Here is a 17,743-nt window from a genome sequence, read left to right as displayed (position 1 = left end):
GTGGCGCGGCGGTCGGCGGCTCGCCGCGCCACACGCGGTCACGGTGGAGTCAGGAGGCGGTGCAGGTGCCCAGGAGGGGGGCCGAGGTGTTGCCGTTGGTCATGACGGTGAACCCGAAGGTGGTGGACGCCCCGGCGGCCAGGTGGCCGTTGCCGCCGGGCCTCATGGTCATGACATTCCCGCTGCTGTCCCAGGTCGGGGTGCCGTTCCAGGTCGCGGAGACCTTCTGGGGTGGTGTCACGGTCACCGTGGTGGTCCAGCCGTTGATCGGCGCGCTCCCGGCCGTGACCGTCACCTGGCCGTTGAAGCCGCCGTTCCACTGCGCGGTCCTGGTGTACGACACGGAGCAGCCGCCGCTCCCTCCTCCGCCGCCCGAGCCGCCGAGTGCGGCCAGTACGGCGTCGTAGGCCGGTTTCTTGGTGTAGGCGCCGTCGAACAGCAGCGGGGTGCCGCCGCTGCGCCAGGAGTACTTGTCGGTCACGCCCCACACCGTGATGCCGGTGCAGCGGGAGACGGCCAGGCACGCGCTGACGGCGTTGCCGTAACTGGCGGCCTGGGCACTGCCCGAGCCCTCGATGTCCAGCTCGGTGACCTGGACGTCGACGCCGAGGTCGGCGAAGCGCTGCAGGTTCGCCCGGTAGTCGGAGGGCACCGGTGACGCGCTGTTGAAGTGGGACTGGAAGCCCACGCAGTCGATGGGTACGCCCCGGGCCTTGAAGTCCTTCACCATGGCGTAGACGGCGTTGCTCTTCGCGTTCACGCCGTCGGTGTTGTAGTCGTTGTAGCAGAGTTCGGCCGCCGGGTCGGCCGCGCGGGCCGTGCGGAACGCCTCCTCGATGAAGCCGTTGCCCAGCTTGTCCTGGAAGGGCGAGCTGCGACGCGCACCGCTACTGCCGTCCTGGAACGCCTCGTTGACCACGTCCCAGGCGAACACCTTCCCCTTGTAGTGCTGCATCACCTTGGTGATGTGGTTGTTCATCGCCGAGCGGAGGTCGGCGGCTCCCAGGCCGGCGACCCAGCCGGGGAGCTGGGAGTGCCAGACCAGTGTGTGGCCACGGACGGACATGCCCCTGCTCTGGGCATGGTTGACGATCCGGTCCGCCGGGCCGAAGGTGAAGGCGCCACGGGTCGCCTCGACGGCGTCCCACTTCATCTCGTTCTCCGGGGTGACCGAGCTGAACTCCCGGTCCAGGGTGGAGACGTAGCCGGACTCGCCCAAGTACTGCGCCGAGACGGCGGTGCCGAAGTAGCGTCCCTTGGCGGCGGCGGCCGATCCCAGGGTGCCGGCGGCCTCGGCCGTACCGGACTGGGCCGTGACGCCCACCGCGGCGAGCAGGCCCGCCGTGCCGAGGACGAGTGCGCGGCGTACCCGGGGACGCCGGGCCGGACGCAGGGGCCGCACCGGGCCCCGTGGAATGATCATGGCCATGTCAACCTCTTCGGATGGGGACGGGACGGCAGTCCGGTCCCGGACGGACGGGTGGACGCGCGTGGAGCGATGAGGTCGTTCGAAACTTTCGGAAATTTCTCCGAATGTGCGTGCAGACCATACGGCCGACCATCACGGCGGTCAACCGTCGGCGCACCAGGCCGTGGGCAGGAGGGGACGCGACCCGGGAGGGGCCGCAGTGGTGTGCCGCGCGGTGACCGGGGCGCCCGCCCTCGTGGTCAGGCGTCCCGGCGCGGCGGCGCGGTGCTCTGCCGGACCACCAGCTCGGTGGCGAGTTCCATACGCAGGGCGGCCTTGGCCGGGTCGCGCGGGCGCAGCAGCATCCGGGCGGCCTCCTCGGCCATCTGCCGCAGCGGCTGGTGGACCGTCGTCAGCGCCGGGCTGGACCATTGGGCGAGCGGGACGTCGTCGTACCCCACCACCGACAGGTCCCGCGGCACACCCAGGCCCTTCAGGCGGGCGGCCTCCAGGACGCCGAGCGCCTGAAGGTCGCTCCCGGCGAAGACCGCGGTGGGCCGGTCCGGGCCTTCGAGCAGCTCCATGGCGCGGGCGAACCCGCCCTGGACGTGGAAGTCCCCGAACCGCACATGGCGCGGATCGACCGTCAGGCCCGCCATGGTCATGGCGGAGCGGAAGCCGTCGAGCCGGGCCAGCGAGCACATCATGTCCTCGGGTCCGGTGATGATGCCGACGCGCTCGTGGCCGAGGTCGATCAGGTGCCTGGTGGCCGCCATGCCCCCGGCCCAGTTGGCGGACCCCACCGACGGGACGTCCGGCTCCGGATCGCCGGCCGGGTCGATGATGACGAACGGGATGGCCCGGGAGCGCAGTTGCTTCTTGACCTTGTCCGGCAGGGTGGAGAAGACGAGGACCACGCCGAGAGGGCGCCGCCGCAGCACCCCTTCGACCCAGTCGGGTCCGGGCGCGTGGCGGGTGCCGCTCTCGGTGAGGACGACGGCGGCGCCCTGCTCCTTCGCCACGTTCTCGACGCCCCGGATGAGCTCCATCGCCCAGACGCTCTCCAGCTCGTGGAAGACCAGCTCGATCAGGGGAGCCTGGGGTGCCCCCGTCGCGCGGCGCCGGTAGCCGTGCGCCTCCAGCAGCCGCTCCACCTTGGTGCGGGTGCGCGGCGAGACGTCGGAACGGCCGTTGAGGACTTTCGAAACCGTCGAGAGGGACACACCGGCCCGGGTGGCCACCTCGGCCAGGGTGACCCGGCCGTCCGCACCGTCGTCATCACGCATGCGACGAAGGATAGGACACGCCTCGTTGTAACGGTTCGGTCGCGCCGGTGCGCGCCCGTTGACCGTCGACGAGCGCTGCCCCTACCGTCCCGGACGCAGACACTTTCGTTGATTGTATCGAAACTTTCGAGAGGTGGTGCTTGTGGAAAGGCTCGGAAACATACGGGTGCGGTTCCCCCGCACGCTCGCGGGCGGCGTCATCCTGGCTCTGGCACTCGGCCTGACGGCCTGTGGGGGAGGCGGCCCGTCCTCGTCCGGGGCGGCGGAGTTCCGTGTGCTGGTCTACGGGGACGCCACCAACAAGGTCGAGAAACGGATCGTGGCGGAGTTCAACAGGACGTCGGAGGTGAAGGCGGTCCTCGACACCGTCCCCGGCGCCGACTACCAGCAGAAACTTCAGACGATCATCAATACCCCGCAGGCCCCCGACGTCTTCTTCAACTGGGGCGGCGGCAGCATCCGGCCGTATGTCGACGCCGGGTTGCTGCTGCCGCTCGACGGGTTCACCAAGAGCGACCCCAAGCTTGAGACCAGCTTCCTGCCGTCCGTCTACAACACCGCCGTCGTCGACGGCACGCCGTACGGCGTGCCGATGCGCGGCACGCAGCCGGTCCTGCTGTTCCACAACAAGAAGGTGCTGGCCGACGCCGGTGTCGAGCCGCCGCGGACCTGGGGCGAGCTGCTCGGCGCGGTCAAGGCCCTCAAAGCCAGGGGCGTCACGCCGATCGCCCTCGGCGGCGGTGACAAGTGGCCGACCCTGATGTGGTTCGAGTACCTCTACGACCGCGTCGCGGGGCCGGAACTCTTCGCGAAGGCGCTGGAGGGCGAGAAGAGCTCCTGGGAGAGCGCCGACAGCAGGAAGGCGCTCGGCATGATCGAGGAACTGGTCGACGCCGGCGCGTTCGGCGGCAACGTCGACTCGGTGAAGTTCACCGACGGAGGGTCCCCGGCGCTCCTGGCGAGCGGCAGGGCGGGCTTCGAACTGATGGGCTCGTGGGCGTACGCCACCCACCAGGAGGCCGACGGGGAGTTCGCCGAGAAGGACCTCGGCTACACCACCTTCCCGGCCGTCGAAGGCGGCAAGGGCGATCCGGCGAACCTCGTCGGCAACACCAACAACTTCTACTCCGTGCTGAAGAAGACCCGGCACCCCGAGGCGGTGGCGGAGTTCCTGAAGCTGATGTACTCCGACCGGTTCGTCAAGGAGCAGTTGTCCGTCGGCAACCTGCCGACCACCACGAACACCGAGAAGTTCCTCGACACCGCGGCCAACCCCGCCTACTCCCGGTACCAGTACGAACTGGTCGAGAAGGCCCCGTCGTTCCAGCTGTCGTGGGACCAGGCGTACCCGCCGTCCGCCATCACCCCCATCCACCAGGCCGTGCAGCAGTTCCTCAACGGCCGGATCGACACGGACGGCTTCATCGAGGCGATGCAAGCCCTCCCCACCGCCTAGGCCGGCATGTCCGCACACATGAAGACGCAGACGCCCGAACACCGACGGGGCCGGACCCCTCCCAGAGCGACCGGCGCCCGTCCCCCCGCCCGGACCGGCGGACATGGGGGATCAGGGCGGACACGAGAAAGGCCCGGCGCCCACGTGGGCCGGCCCGGATACGCCTGGGCGATCCCCGCCACGGTGTTCTTCGCCTTGTTCGCGATCGCCCCGCTGATCATGGTCGCCGCCCTGTCCTTCACGAGCTGGAGCGGCCTGGGACCGCCGCGGTTCGTCGGCGTGGACAACTGGACCAGGCTCTTCGCCGATCCCGTCATGATCCAAAGCGTCTGGCTGAGCCTCCTGGTCACCTTCCTGGGCGTGGCGATCCAGACCCCGCTCAGCGTCCTGCTCGGCGTCTGGGCCGCCGGGCAGCAGCGCAACCGCGCTGTGCTGTCGGCGATCTACTTCATCCCCCTGCTGCTGTCCACCACCGCCGTGTCGGTGCTCTGGCGCGCGGTTCTCGACCCGAACTTCGGAGTCCCCTCCCGGGCCACCTGGCTGTTCGGCGACGGCAACCTGTTCGGCAGCCAGGCCGGCGCCATCGGTGTCCTCGCCTTCGTCAGCACCTGGCAGTTCACCCCGTTCCACACCCTCATCCACCAGGGCGCCGCCCGCGCCGTCCCACGGGCCCTGTACGAGGCCGCGGAGATCGACGGAGCGGGACGGGTCCGGCAGTTCTTCCACATCACCCTGCCGCAACTGCGCACCTCGATCATCACCTCGGTGATCCTGATGGTCGTCGGCGGGCTCACCACCTTCGAGACGGTGCTCATCCTGACCCAGGGCGGCCCCGGCACCGACACCACGATCACCGCGTACTACATGTACCAAAAGGCCTTCAAGGGCTTCGACTTCGGCGCCGGAGCGGCCATCGCGCTCGTGCTCGTCGTCGCGGCGACGCTCGTCTCGCTGATCGTCGTGCGCGTCTCCGGCTACGACAGGATGCGCGGCGACAGGGAAGGCGTGTCATGAACCGACGACCCAACCACCTGGCCGGCGCCGGCTCGCTGGTCTGGCTCCTCCTGGTCGGCCTCCCCCTGTACGTGATGATCACGGCCAGCCTGCGGACACGCTCCGACTACGCCCGCCGGGGGCCACTGGCCTTCCCCGAGGGGATCACCCTCGACAACTACACGGGGGCCTTCTCCACCGGCTTCGGGCACTACTTCCTCAACACGCTCGTCGTCACCGCCTGCGTGGTCGGCCTGGTGCTGCTGCTGGTACCGCCGCTGGCGTACGCGATCGTGCGCAGCCGCTCGCGCTTCGCCTCATCCGCCTTCCGGCTCTTCCTGCTCGGCCTGGCCATTCCGGCCCAGGCCGTGATCGTCCCGATGTTCTACCTCATCAGCGAGGCGGGTCTGTACGACAACCTGCTCGGCGTCGTCCTGCCGACGGCGGCGTTCTGCCTGCCCATCTCCGCACTGGTCCTCAGCGGAGCCATGCGCGACATCGGCGGGGAGCTGTACGAGGCCATGGCCATGGACGGGGCGTCGCCGCGGCGGATGTTCTTCCAACTCGTCCTGCCGCTCTCCAAGGGCGGCCTGTCCACGATCGTCGTGTTCTCCGCGCTCCAGGCCTGGAACGGCTTCCTGTTCCCCCTCGTCCTCACCCAGTCCGACTCCACCAAGCTGATCACTCTGGGTCTCTACGACTTCCAAACGGAGCACGGGATCGACATCCCCGGACTGCTGGCCGCCGTGGTCCTGTCCATGGTGCCCGTCCTGCTCGTCTACCTGTTCGCCCGCCGCGCCCTGGTCCAGGGCCTGATGGGCGTAGGAGGAAAGTGACCGCCAACATGGCAGCCCACACCACCACTGTCGCCGCCACCACCGTCCCCACCGCCGCCGTCCCGGTCTGGGCCGACCCCGCCCATGACATCGACACCCGGGTCTCCGCCCTGATCGCCGAGATGACCGTCGAGGAGAAGATCGCCCAGCTCTTCGGCGTATGGGTCGGGGCTTCGGCCGAAGGCGCGGAAGTGGCGCCCCACCAGCACGACATGGAGGAGCCCGCCGACCTCGACGCGCTCCTGCCCGCCGGGCTCGGACAGCTGACGCGCCCGTTCGGCACGGCGCCGGTCGACCCCGCGCTCGGCGCGCTGTCCCTCGCACGCACACAACGGCGCATCATCGCCGCGAACCGTTTCGGCATCCCGGCCGTGGCCCACGAGGAGTGCCTCGCCGGCTTCGCCGCCTGGAAGGCCACCGCCTACCCCGTGCCCCTGTCCTGGGGGGCCACCTTCGATCCCGCCCTGATCCGCCGTATGGCCGGCGCCATCGGGACGGACATGCGCTCCGTCGGCGTACACCAGGGCCTCGCCCCCGTACTGGACGTGGTGCGCGACGCCCGCTGGGGCCGGGTCGAGGAGACCATCGGTGAGGACCCCTACCTCGTCGGCACCATCGCCACCGCCTACGTCCAGGGCCTCGAATCCGCCGGTGTCGTCGCCACCCTCAAGCACTTCGCCGGGTACGCCGCCTCCCGCGCCGGCCGCAACCTCGCCCCGGTCGCCATGGGACCGCGCGAACGTGCCGACACCGTGCTGCCGCCCTTCGAGATGGCCGTCCGCGAAGGCGGCGCGCGGTCGGTGATGCACGCCTACACCGACACCGACGGAGTGCCCTCCGCCGCCGACGAGGACCTGCTGACCGGGGTCCTGCGCGACACCTGGGGCTTCGGCGGAACGGTCGTCGCCGACTACTTCGGCATCGCCTTCCTCAAGACGCTGCACGGGGTCGCGGGCAGCTGGGCCGACGCCGCGGCCGCCGCCCTCCGCGCCGGCGTCGACGTCGAACTGCCCACCGTGAAGACCTTCGGCCCACCTCTCCTGCACGCCGTCACCACCGGCCGGGTGCCGGAGGAGCTCGTCGACCGCGCCGCCCGACGGGTGCTCCGCCAGAAGGCCGAACTCGGCCTGCTCGACGTGGGATGGAGCCCCGTACCACCGGCGCTGGAGGGGGCCGGAACCGACGACCCGGCGGCCCTGCGCGGCACGGTCGACCTCGACACACCGGCCAACCGGGAACTGGCCGCACAGATCGCCGACCGGGCGATGGTCATGCTCAGCAACGACGGCACCCTCCCGCTCACCGGGCCGCGCAGCATCGCGTTGGTGGGCCCCCACGCCGACCGGCCCACAGCCGTCCTGGGCTGTTACTCCTTCCCCGTCCACGTCGGCGCCCAGCACCCGGACACACCGGTCGGCATCAACCTGCCCACCCTCCGCGAAGCGCTTGAACGGGAGTTCCCCGGCGCGCGGATCGTCACGGTGCGCGGCGCGGACGTCGACGGCGGCGACACCTCCGGTTTCCCCGACGCCCTGCGCGCCGCGCGGGACGCCGATGTCGTCGTCGCGGCACTCGGCGACCGCGCCGGGCTCTTCGGCCGGGGCACCAGCGGCGAGGGGTGCGACGCCGGCTCCCTCGCCCTGCCCGGCGTGCAGCAGGATCTGCTCGACGCCCTGCTCGACACCGGTACGCCGGTGGTGACGACGCTCTTCGCCGGCCGGCCGTACGCACTGGGCCGCGCCGTCGACGAAGCGGCCGCGATCGTCCAGGCGTTCTTCCCCGGGGTGGCCGGCACGGCGGCCATGGCGGGCGTGCTCAGCGGCCGTACCAACCCGTCGGGCCGACTGCCCGTCAGCGTCCCGCGTACGCCCGGGGGGCAGCCCTCCACCTATCTGGCGGCCCGGCTGGGCCTGCGCACCGACGTCTCCAGCGTCGACCCGACCGCCGCCTTCGCCTTCGGCCACGGCCTGTCGTACACCGCCTTCGACTGGGGCGACCTCACGGTCGGGAACGACACCAGCGGCACCGACGGCGAGTTCCGCCTCGCCTTCCGGCTGCGCAACACGGGAGAGCGGGAGGGCACCGAGGTCGTCCAGGTCTACCTGCACGACCCGGTGGCATCGGTCGTCCAGCCCGTGCAGCGCCTCATCGGGTACGCGAGAGTGCCGCTGCGCCCGGGCGAGTCACGCCGCCTGGAGGTGACGGTCCCGGCCGACGTCGCCTCGTTCACCGGCCTCGACGGACGCCGCGTCGTCGAGCCTGGGGAGCTGGAACTGCGGCTGGCCGCCTCCAGCAGCGACCCCCGGCTGATCGCACGGGTCACCCTGACGGGGCCCGCCCGGTATGTGGACCACACCCGGCGGCTGCACGCCCGGATCGACCCGGCCGCCGCACCGCCGAGCTGAGGCCCGGGGCCGCCGGTGACGTACGGGCGCACGGTGGGGCACGGGCGCACGGTGACGTACGGGCGCACGGTGAGGCACGGGCCCGGTTTCGTACGAGTCGGGGTCCGCCCGGGCGGCGGGGCGCCGACCCCTTCGCGTAGTCCGCCTCCCGGACGCCCGGGCCCGCGGCGGGCCCGTGTGCGTTCGGGACCCGCGGACGCGCGGCGCGCCGCCGGGGGCGGCCGGCCGTGTGACCGCTCGGCACCCGTGGCCGCCCGGGTGCCGCGGGTACGACACGACCGCCCCGGCCGGGGGTACCGGCCGGGGCGGTCGTGTTCGCGCGGTGGTGCCGCCGTACCGTCAGGCCAGGGTCGCGAGGGCCTGGTTGAAGGTCTGCGACGGGCGCATGACGGCCGACGCCTTGGCCGGGTCGGGCTGGTAGTAGCCGCCGATGTCGGCCGGCCGGCCCTGGACCGCGATCAGCTCCTCGACGATCGTCTGCTCCTGGTCGCCCAGCGTCCGGGCGAGCGAAGCGAACGCCTTGGCGAGCTCGGCGTCGTCGGTCTGCCCGGCCAGCTCCTGGGCCCAGTACAGCGCCAGGTAGAAGTGGCTGCCGCGGTTGTCGATGCCGCCCAGGCGACGGCTCGGCGACTTGTCCTCGTTGAGGAACGTCGCCGTCGCGCGGTCCAGGGTGTCGGCCAGCACCTGGGCGCGGGCGTTGCCCGTGGTCTGGGCGAGGTGCTCGAAGCTGACCGCGAGGGCGAGGAACTCGCCCAGGCTGTCCCAGCGCAGGTAGTTCTCCTTGACCAGCTGCTGGACGTGCTTGGGCGCGGAGCCACCGGCACCGGTCTCGAACAGGCCGCCGCCGTTCATCAGCGGGACGACCGAGAGCATCTTCGCGCTGGTGCCCAGCTCGAGGATCGGGAACAGGTCGGTCAGGTAGTCACGCAGCACGTTGCCGGTGACGGAGATGGTGTTCTCGCCGCGGCGGATCCGCTCGACGGACAGCTTGGTCGCCTCCACCGGGGACATGATGCGGATGTCCAGGCCCTCGGTGTCGTGCTCGGGGAGGTACCGCTCGACCTTCTCGATGAGCACGGCGTCGTGCGCGCGGGTCCCGTCCAGCCAGAACACCGCCGGGTCGCCGGTCGCGCGGGCACGGGTGACGGCGAGCTTCACCCAGTCCTTGATCGGGGCGTCCTTGGTCTGGCAGGCGCGGAAGATGTCACCGGCGGAGACGGCCTGCTCCAGGACCACGTTGCCCGCCTGGTCGACGAGACGGACCGTGCCCGTGGTGGGCACCTCGAAGGTCTTGTCGTGGCTGCCGTACTCCTCGGCCTTCTGCGCCATCAGACCGACGTTGGGGACGGAACCCATCGTCGACGGGTCGTAGGCGCCGTTGGCCCGGCAGTCGTCGATGACGACCTGGTACACGCCGGAGTAGCTGCTGTCCGGCAGGACGGCGAGGGTGTCGGCCTCCTGGCCGTCCGGGCCCCACATGTGGCCGGAGGTGCGGATCATGGCCGGCATGGAGGCGTCGACGATGACGTCGGACGGGACGTGCAGGTTGGTGATGCCCTTGTCGGAGTCCACCATGGCGAGCTCGGGGCCCTCGGCGAGCTCCGCGTCGAACGAGGCCTTGATCTCGGCGCCCTCGGGCAGGCCCTCCAGGCCCTTGTAGATGCCGCCGAGGCCGTCGTTCGGGGTCAGGCCGGCCGCGGCGAGCGTCTCGCCGTACTTCGCGAACGTCTTGGGGAAGAAGGCGCGCACCACGTGACCGAAGACGATCGGGTCGGAGACCTTCATCATGGTCGCCTTGAGGTGTACGGAGAACAGCACGCCCTCCGCCTTGGCACGGGCGACCTGCGCGGTCAGGAACTCGCGCAGGGCGGCGACGCGCATGACGGAGGCGTCGACGACCTCGCCGGCCTGGACGGGTACGGACTCGCGCAGCACGGTGGTGGAGCCGTCGTCACCCGCCAGCTCGATACGGAGCGAACCGGCCTCGGTGATCACCACGGACTTCTCGGTGGAGCGGAAGTCGTTCTCACCCATGGTCGCGACGTTCGTCTTGGACTCGGGGGTCCACGCGCCCATGCGGTGCGGGTGGGTCCTGGCGTAGTTCTTCACCGAGGCGGGGGCACGCCGGTCGGAGTTGCCCTCGCGCAGGACCGGGTTCACGGCGCTGCCCTTGACCTTGTCGTACCGGGCGCGGATGTCCCGCTCCTCGTCGGTCTTCGGGTCGTCCGGGTAGTCCGGCAGCGCGTAGCCCTGCTGCTGCAGCTCGGCCACGGCCGCCTTCAGCTGGGGGATCGAGGCCGAGATGTTCGGCAGCTTGATGATGTTGGCCCCGGGCGTCTTGGCCAGCTCACCGAGCTCGGCGAGCGCGTCCTCGATGCGCTGCCCCTCCTCCAGGTACTCGGGGAAGCCGGCGATGATCCGGCCCGCCAGGGAGATGTCGCGGGTCTCCACGCTGACCCCGGCCGTCGAGGCGTACGCCTGTACCACGGGCAGGAACGAGTGCGTGGCCAGGGCCGGGGCCTCGTCAGTGTGTGTGTAGATGATGGTCGAGTCAGTCACCGGGTGCTCCGCTCCACGTCTGCAACATTGCTCGACATCAAGATATCTCGTGACCGACCCGGTCTCGACAGGGGCCCGGAACCTTCTTCGCCGGCGGTGCCGGGAGGAACCCGTCGCGGACGAAGGAGCGGACACAGCGGTCGAGGAGCGCGTCGGTCACCTCCGGCGGCACCACCCCGGAGCCGCGCAGCGCCCGGCGCGTGGCGGACGAGTCGAACAGCGGGGAAGCCGGCCGGTGGGAGGCCCCCGCCCCCTTCGGCGGAAGCAGGCCGAGGAGCGGGTACGCCGCGTTCCCGGGGTGCCGCTCCATATGACGGTGCCAGTCCTCCAGCGGTACGTCGGCGAGCCGGTGACCCAGCCCCCTCAGGCGGTCCACGATCTCGGTGAACGGGCGCAGCCGCTCGCTGGAGACGTGGAACGTCCGCCCGGCCGCCGCCGGGTCGGCGGCCAGGGCCGTGATCGCCCCGCTGACGTGGTCCACCGGCACCAGGTCGAAGTCCGAGACGTAGTCGCCCGGGGCGAGGCCCGCCTGGACGCAGCCCTTCACCAGCAGCCAGAGGAAGTCGGACGTCTGGCACGCACCGGTCACGCTGGAGCCGCCGATCCTCGTGGGGCGGTACACCGTGACGGGCAGGCCGCGCTCCCGGGCCCGGGCGACGAGGGTCTCGGCCACCCACTTCGACTCGGCGTACCCGTTGCGCAGCAGGGTGACGTCGCCCAGAGGGTGGCCGGGCAGGACCCGGCCCGTCGGCGGACCGGCCGGCGGGAAGACCCCGACGGTGGAGACGTGGTGCACGGGCACCGTGCGGTGGGCGGCCGCCAGGCGCAGGACCTCGGCGGTCCCGTCGACGTTGGCCGCCTTCAGCCGCTCGTAGCCGTACGCGAGGTTCACCTCGGCGCCGGAGTGGAACACCACGTCGACGGTGCGGGCCAGCTCGTCGAACCGGTCCTGTCCGAGCCCCAGCCGTGGCAGGGCCAGATCGCCGGGCACCGCCAGGACGCGGTGCGCCCGGGAGCCGTCCCACAGCCCGTACCGCTCCAGCGCGGCGCGGAGGCGCTCGCCGGCCGCGGCCGTCCCCCCGGCGCGTACGAGGCAGTGCACGACGGCACCGGTCCGCTCCAGCAGATCGCGGAGCAGGAACGCCCCGAGGAACCCGGTGGCGCCCGTCAGGAGGATGTGACGCGGGTCGTCGGCGACCCGCACCACCTCCGGGGCGGGCGCGATGTCAGGGGCGAGGGTCTGCGGCCCGATGACCGGCACGGCCCGCCCGCGTGAGGCGGCGAGCGCGGTCAGGGCACGGAGGGTGGGCGCCGCCACGATGTCGGCGGGCCGGATGTCCAGCCCCAGCTCGGTACGGAGGCGGACGGACAGTCGCACGGCCAGGAGGGAGTCGCCGCCCAGGGAGAAGAACGACCGGTCCGGGTCGGTGTCCCCGGTACGCAGCACGTCGCCCCAGACGGCGGCGAGAGCGGCGGGAGCAGCGAGGGTGGGAGCGGCGGGGGTGGCGCGGTCCGCGCGCCCGGCGGATCCGTACAGCCGGTGCACCGCCGCCCGGTCCGTCTTACCGCTCGCCGTGAGCGGCAGTTCGGGGACGCGGACGAGGGACGCGGGGACGAGATGGCCGGGCAGCCGCTCCAGGAGCGCCGCACGCACCTGCTCCGGTCCGGGGCCCCCGGCGGCGGTGGCGGTGAAGTACGCGACGAGCCGCCTGTCGCCCGCGTCCGACCCGTCCACGTGGACGACGGCGTCCGCCACCCCCGGCACCGCCTTCAGGGCGGCCTCGGCCTCAGCCGGCTCGATCCGGAACCCGCGGATCTTGACCTGGTCGTCGTCACGGCCCAGGAACCGGATCGTGCCGTCCGGCAGGAGACGTCCCCGGTCACCGGTGCGGTAGAGGAGACCACCGGGCCGCGCCGGACCGAAGGGGTCCGGCACGAACCGGCCGGCCCGCGCGGCCTCCTCCGAGAGGTAGCCGAGGGCGACGGAGTCACCGGCCACGCAGATCTCCCCGACCGTGCCGATCGGACACGGCCGGAGCCGGCCGTCCAGGACGTACACCCTGCTCCCCGGCACCGGCCGGCCGATCGGCGGGCGGTCCGGCCACGTGGCGGGCGGCCCCGTGAGGCGATGGGCGGTGACCACATGGGTCTCGGAGGGGCCGTACTGGTTCTCCAGGCGCGCACCGGGGCAGCCGGTGGTGAAGAAGCTCCGGATCGCCGGGGTCACGTACAGCTGCTCCCCGGCCGTGATCACCTCGCGGAGGGTCCCGGCGGAGCGGCCGCTGGCGTCGGCGTACTCGGCCAACTGCTGGAGGGCCACATAGGGGAGGAAGAGACGGTCGACGGCGTGCCGCTCCATCAGGTCGAGCAGGCGGTGCGGGTCCCGCCGCGTCCCGTCGTCCGCGAGGACGAGCGCCCCTCCGCACGCCCAGGTGGCGAACGTCTCCTGGAACGCCACGTCGAAGCCGAGCGGCGCGAACTGGAGCGTGCGCGAACCGGCGCCCGCCGCCGAACCGCGGCACTGCCAGTCCAGGAGGGCAGCCAGCGACCGGTGGGGCATGGCCACGCCCTTGGGGTGCCCGGTCGAGCCGGAGGTGTACACGACGTACGCCGGGTCGTCCGGCGACGTCCGGGGGAGCGCCTCGCCGGACGGCTCCCCGGGGAACTCCTCCAGGAACAGCACGGGTATGCCGGTGTCCGGCGCGGCCGGCGTCGAGCGGGTCGTCAGGATGGCGGCCATACGGCTGTCGCGGACCATGCAGGCGGTGCGCTCGTCCGGAAGGGCGGGGTCCAGCGGGACGCAGGCGGCGCCCGCGCGCAGGACTCCCAGGACGGCGACGAGGGCCCGCGCCGACCGCTCGACGCGGACACCTATCCGCTGCCGGGCGAGCCCCTGGGACACCAGCCGCCGGGCCACGCCGTAAGAGGCGGCCCAGAGCTCGGCGTACGTCATGGTCCGCTCGCCGTGCACCACGGCAGGGGCGTCCGGCGCCGACCGCACCGTCCGGGCGACGAGCTCATGGGCGTGCGGCGCCGGCCACGGGGCCCGGGGCCCGGGGCCCGCGCTCAGCACCTCCGTCACCAGACGCCGCTCCGCCCCGGGCATGACGGCCAGATCGTCCACGGCCGTGTCCGGGTTCCGGGTGGCGTCGGCGAGGAGGGCGAGGAAGCGCTCGGTGAGGCGCCCGGCGGTCGACGGGTCCAGGACACCGGTCGCGTACTCCAGCAGGGCGCGGTAACCGCCCCCTTCCCGTGGGACGAGTTCGAGGAACACGTCGAACTTGGCGGTGCCGTTGTGGCCGTGGAGGCGTTCGGCGGACACCCCCGGCAGCCGGAGCCCGGGCGCGTGGGCGTCGTCCACCGTGAACACCACCTGGAACAGCGGGAACCGCCCCGGCACCCGCTCGCCCGCCAGTTCCGAGACCAGTCGGCTGTGCGGCACGTGCCGGTGCGCCATGGCCCCGCGTACCAGCGTGGTGCTCCGCTCGACCAGTTCCCGGAACGTCAGCCCGGGCCGGACCCGCTGACGCAGCGGCATGACGTCGCTGAGACACGCGATCAACGGTTCCAGCTCCAGCCGGTCCCGCCGGGTGACCGGAGTGCCCAGCACGACGTCGTCCTGGCCGCCGAGCCGCGCCACCAGGGCGGTCAGGGCGGCGGTGAACAGGACGAAGGGTGTGGCACGGAGCCTGCGGCAGGTGGCGCGCACGGCATCGGCGAGCTCGGGGCCGATGGAGAACTCGATCATCCCGCCCCGGTGGTCCGGTACGGCCGGGCGGGGCCGGTCCAGCGGGAAGGTCGACTCGGCGGGTGCGCCGTCCAGGGCCTGGCGCCAGTAGTCCAGACCCTCGTCCGGGGCCGCTTCCGCCCGGCGGCGCTGAGCACGCGCGTACGCGCCGAACGTCGTGGTCAGGTCCGGCAGTCGCGGAGAGCGGCCCTCGACGGCGGCCCGGTAGCACTCGCTGAACTCCTCGTCGAGCAGGCGCAGCGACCACCCGTCGACGACCGCGTGGTGCAGCGCGACGGCCAGTACGGCGTCCCGCTCGCCGACGCGCAGCAGCGTCGCCCGCAGCAGCGGTGGCCGGTCCGTGGGCAGGGGCCCCGAGACGGCCGCCCGGATCGCGTCGGCCGGCGCGTCCGGTCCGGCCTCCCGGACGGCCAGCGGGACCGGCGCGGGCGGGAACACCCGCTGCACGGTCCGGCCGTCCTCCAGCACCAGGGCGGAGCGCAGCGGCTCGTGGCGCGCCACGACACCCGTCAGCGCGGCCCGCACGGCACGGACGTCGACGTCGCCGCGCAACCGGTGGATCCAGGACTCGACGTACCGTCCGGCCCCCGGCTGGAACTGGTCGTTGAGCCAGATGGACTCCTGCTCGGACGACATCGGGTGGCTGGTGTGGGCGCCTCCGGCCGCATACGGGGTCACGCGCCGGCCTCCGTGCCGCTGCCCAGCGGACCGAGCGAGCGCAGCAGCGCGGACCGGTCCAGCTTCCCGTTGGCGGTGAGCGGCAGCTCCGCCGGACCGCGCACCAGGTCCGGCACGAGGTGGCGGGGCAGCCTGGCGGCGAGCTCCCGGCGCACGGCCCGGGGCGGCGGCGGGGTGTCGGCGCGCGGCGACGCCGTGTAGAAGAGCGCCAGGCGCTCGTACCCCCCGCTCGGCCCGGGGACGGGGACGACCGCGCAGTCGGCCACGCCCGGCACGGTGCGCACGACGGCCTCCACCTCCTCCGGCTCGACCCGGTGACCGCGCACCTTGACCTGGCGGTCGGCGCGGCCGGTGAAGTGCACCATGCCGTCGGCGTCCTGGAACCCGAGGTCCCCGGTCCGGTACATCCGGGTGGGTACGCCGTCGACGGCGACGGTCGGGAAGACGCGGGCGGTCAGCTCCGGGTCGCCCAGGTAGCCGAGCGCGATGCCGTCACCCGAGACGCAGATCTCACCCGTGGTGCCCGGTGCGGCCGGCCGGCCGCCGGTCAGGATGTGCACCCGGCGGCCCGGTACCGGTGTGCCGACGGGGATCCCGGACGGGACGTCGCAGTCGGAGCGGCGCACCCGGCGGGCGGTGGTGAAGACGCAGGTCTCGACGGGCCCGTAACCGTTGGTCAGCCCGACGGCCGGGTGGCGGTCGAGGAAGGCGCGCACCCGCGACACGGAGAGCCGTTCACCGCCCGTCAGCACGTGGCGCGTTCCCTCGAAGCAGCCCGGGTCCTCGTCGACGAAGAGGTGGAACAGCGACGCGGTGAGCCACACCGTGTCCACGCCTTCCCGCTCGACGAGGGCGCGCAGCGTACCGGGCAGGAGGTAGCCGCCGTCGAGGAGCACACTCGTCCCCCCGTTCACCAGCGGGCCCCACACCTCCAGCGTGAAGCCGTCCCAGGACACCGGGGCCGCCTGGGGCATCACCGGCGGCCTCGGGCCGGTGGAGGTGAACGGCTCGAAGCAGCCGTCGAAGAGGCTGAGGGTGGCCCGGTGTCCCGACACCACCGCCTTGGGGCGGCCGGTGGTGCCCGACGTGAAGAAGACCGTGGCCGGGCGGGCCCCGTCCACCGGTGGCCGTGGTCCGCGCCACCCGGCTGGCCGGTGCGTGGCAGGCGCCCGGGACGACGCCCCGGGGAGCAGGCCGTGCGCGGCGGGGCCGCACCACGCGCCCTCCGCCCACGTCTCCCGCCCGTCCGCCGCGACCGTCACGCGGGGCGCGAGCATGCCCGCCACCGAGCGCAGCCGCCCGACGGGCCAGCCCGGGTCCAGGGCCGCGTAAGCGGCGCCCGTCTTCAGCACACCGAGGAGGGCCGCCACGAGCGTCGCCGAACGAGCCAGCACGACCGGCACGAAACCGCCCGGTCCGGCGCCCCGGACCAGCAGCTCGGCCGCCCACGCGTCGGCCGCCGCGTCCAGTTCCGCGTAGCTCACCCGCCGGTCGCCGTCCACCAGGGCGACGGCGTCCGGGTTCCGCGCGGCGTGCCGCGCCACCGCCTCGTGGATCAGGGACGGGCGGCTCCCGCCCGCCGTGGGGGCGGCGGTGACACCGGGGGCCACGGCGGGCCCGGTCACCGCGCGCCCCGGGCGGCGGCCACGGCCGAGGCGAACCCGGCGAGGTCCTCGCTGTCGAGCAGCGTCTCCGGAGGGACGTCCACGGCCAGTTCGCGTCCTATGCGCAGGCATATGCGAACCGCGTCCAGGGAGGTGCCGCCGAAGTCGTAGAAACTGTCCGTCAGCCGGTGGGGCCCGGCGCCCGTCACCTCGGCCACCACGGACAGGACGACATCGCCGACATCGCCCTGGGCGGGCCGGGCGCTCTCAGTGCTCACGTGGGGGGCTGACACCCTGGAAGTCCCTTCTCGTCACTCGGCTCGAATTCACCACCGCCGGACCGGTTTTGTCGAACAAGTCCGGCAAGCCTTCGCACATCCTGCCGTATGACTGGCTCGTTCGGAGCGGGGCGGTCACCCCGTGGACGGTGCCCCAAGTGGTCGTTTCCCCCGGCGGACGGTTTCCGGTGAAGGCGCGTACGGAAGGCCTCTCCTCGAAGGAACCGTGCCGGAAGAGGTGCCACCGCCCGCCGGATGCGCCATGACCGTCGCTGAGGCTGTTCTCCGTGTGCCGGACCGGCCGCCCGCCACTGGAAGAGAGCGGAGTCCCCGTGCGTCCCTCCCGCCAGGACGACCATCACCACCGTGCCCGGGAACCCCGTGCCCGGTACCGATCCGCGCGTGCGGCGGGACGGCGGCACGCGCCCGGCCGGGCCGGGCGGGGCCGGGGCGCGCCGACCGTGGCCGCCGGGGCGGCCGGCCCGGAGGGGG

General features: G+C 72.7%; 10 protein-coding genes. 4 read left to right on the top strand and 6 right to left on the bottom strand.

Annotated elements, in window-relative coordinates; translation table 11 throughout:
- Window positions 1-49 precede the first annotated feature (49 nt).
- Both ABD347_RS18590 and ABD347_RS18585 read right to left on the bottom strand, forming a co-directional pair.
- Window positions 50-1,429 (bottom strand): glycoside hydrolase family 10 protein, encoded by a 1,380-nt coding sequence (locus tag ABD347_RS18590; protein ID WP_344362640.1) that lies wholly within the window; start codon window positions 1,427-1,429, stop codon window positions 50-52.
- A 239-nt stretch (window positions 1,430-1,668) separates the two neighbouring features.
- Window positions 1,669-2,694 carry a LacI family DNA-binding transcriptional regulator gene (locus tag ABD347_RS18585; protein WP_344362638.1) on the bottom strand — a complete coding sequence of 342 codons (1,026 nt, stop codon included), beginning with the start codon at window positions 2,692-2,694 and terminating at the stop codon, window positions 1,669-1,671.
- A 142-nt stretch (window positions 2,695-2,836) separates the two neighbouring features.
- Here ABD347_RS18585 and ABD347_RS18580 point away from each other — a divergent pair, with 142 nt between their 5' ends.
- From ABD347_RS18580 to ABD347_RS18565, 4 genes are read left to right on the top strand one after another with little or no spacing between them, the layout of a single operon-like run.
- On the top strand, window positions 2,837-4,150 hold the full coding sequence (locus tag ABD347_RS18580) for an ABC transporter substrate-binding protein (protein ID WP_344362636.1): 1,314 nt from the start codon (window positions 2,837-2,839) through the stop codon (window positions 4,148-4,150).
- A gap of 18 nt (window positions 4,151-4,168) precedes the next feature.
- Window positions 4,169-5,164, top strand: a complete 996-nt coding sequence (locus ABD347_RS18575; protein WP_425575697.1) for a carbohydrate ABC transporter permease — start codon at window positions 4,169-4,171, stop codon at window positions 5,162-5,164.
- Window positions 5,161-5,979: a carbohydrate ABC transporter permease gene (locus ABD347_RS18570; RefSeq protein ID WP_344362632.1), complete on the top strand. Its 819-nt coding sequence runs from the start codon at window positions 5,161-5,163 to the stop codon at window positions 5,977-5,979. The genes ABD347_RS18575 and ABD347_RS18570 overlap by 4 nt, the downstream gene beginning before the upstream one ends.
- A gap of 8 nt (window positions 5,980-5,987) precedes the next feature.
- Complete coding sequence (locus ABD347_RS18565; RefSeq protein ID WP_344362629.1) at window positions 5,988-8,384, top strand: beta-xylosidase/alpha-l-arabinosidase; 2,397 nt, start codon at window positions 5,988-5,990, stop codon at window positions 8,382-8,384.
- 339 nt (window positions 8,385-8,723) lie between these two features.
- Here the strand turns inward: ABD347_RS18565 and ABD347_RS18560 are convergent, their stop codons facing one another.
- From ABD347_RS18560 to ABD347_RS18545, 4 genes are read right to left on the bottom strand one after another with little or no spacing between them, the layout of a single operon-like run.
- A complete protein-coding gene (locus ABD347_RS18560) occupies window positions 8,724-10,943 on the bottom strand; it encodes an NADP-dependent isocitrate dehydrogenase (protein ID WP_344362627.1) in 2,220 nt (739 codons plus the stop codon).
- Window positions 10,944-10,980: 37 nt separating this feature from the next.
- Window positions 10,981-15,369 carry a non-ribosomal peptide synthetase gene (locus ABD347_RS18555; RefSeq protein ID WP_344362625.1) on the bottom strand — a complete coding sequence of 1,463 codons (4,389 nt, stop codon included), beginning with the start codon at window positions 15,367-15,369 and terminating at the stop codon, window positions 10,981-10,983.
- Window positions 15,366-16,994, bottom strand: a complete 1,629-nt coding sequence (locus ABD347_RS18550; RefSeq protein WP_344362622.1) for an amino acid adenylation domain-containing protein — start codon at window positions 16,992-16,994, stop codon at window positions 15,366-15,368. The genes ABD347_RS18555 and ABD347_RS18550 overlap by 4 nt, the downstream gene beginning before the upstream one ends.
- Complete coding sequence (locus tag ABD347_RS18545) at window positions 16,991-17,251, bottom strand: acyl carrier protein (protein ID WP_344362620.1); 261 nt, start codon at window positions 17,249-17,251, stop codon at window positions 16,991-16,993. Before ABD347_RS18545 ends, ABD347_RS18550 begins: the two co-directional genes overlap by 4 nt.
- Between the last annotated feature and the right edge of the window lie 492 nt (window positions 17,252-17,743).

Origin of the sequence: Streptomyces gobitricini (assembly GCF_039532985.1) — a bacterium.
Lineage (GTDB): Bacteria > Actinomycetota > Actinomycetes > Streptomycetales > Streptomycetaceae > Streptomyces > Streptomyces gobitricini.
Note: the sequence above shows the minus strand (reverse complement) of the source record. Positions and strands in the feature narration are given on the sequence as shown.

What these genes read in the sequence shown, in the direction of transcription:
- ABD347_RS18575 (WP_425575697.1), top strand. Translation starts at nt 4,169, where the DNA reads ATGAAGACGCAGACGCCCGAACACCGACGGGGCCGGACCCCTCCCAGA.
- ABD347_RS18585 (WP_344362638.1), bottom strand. Translation starts at nt 2,694, where the DNA reads ATGCGTGATGACGACGGTGCGGACGGCCGGGTCACCCTGGCCGAGGTG.
- ABD347_RS18565 (WP_344362629.1), top strand. Translation starts at nt 5,988, where the DNA reads ATGGCAGCCCACACCACCACTGTCGCCGCCACCACCGTCCCCACCGCC.
- ABD347_RS18570 (WP_344362632.1), top strand. Translation starts at nt 5,161, where the DNA reads ATGAACCGACGACCCAACCACCTGGCCGGCGCCGGCTCGCTGGTCTGG.
- ABD347_RS18590 (WP_344362640.1), bottom strand. Translation starts at nt 1,429, where the DNA reads ATGGCCATGATCATTCCACGGGGCCCGGTGCGGCCCCTGCGTCCGGCC.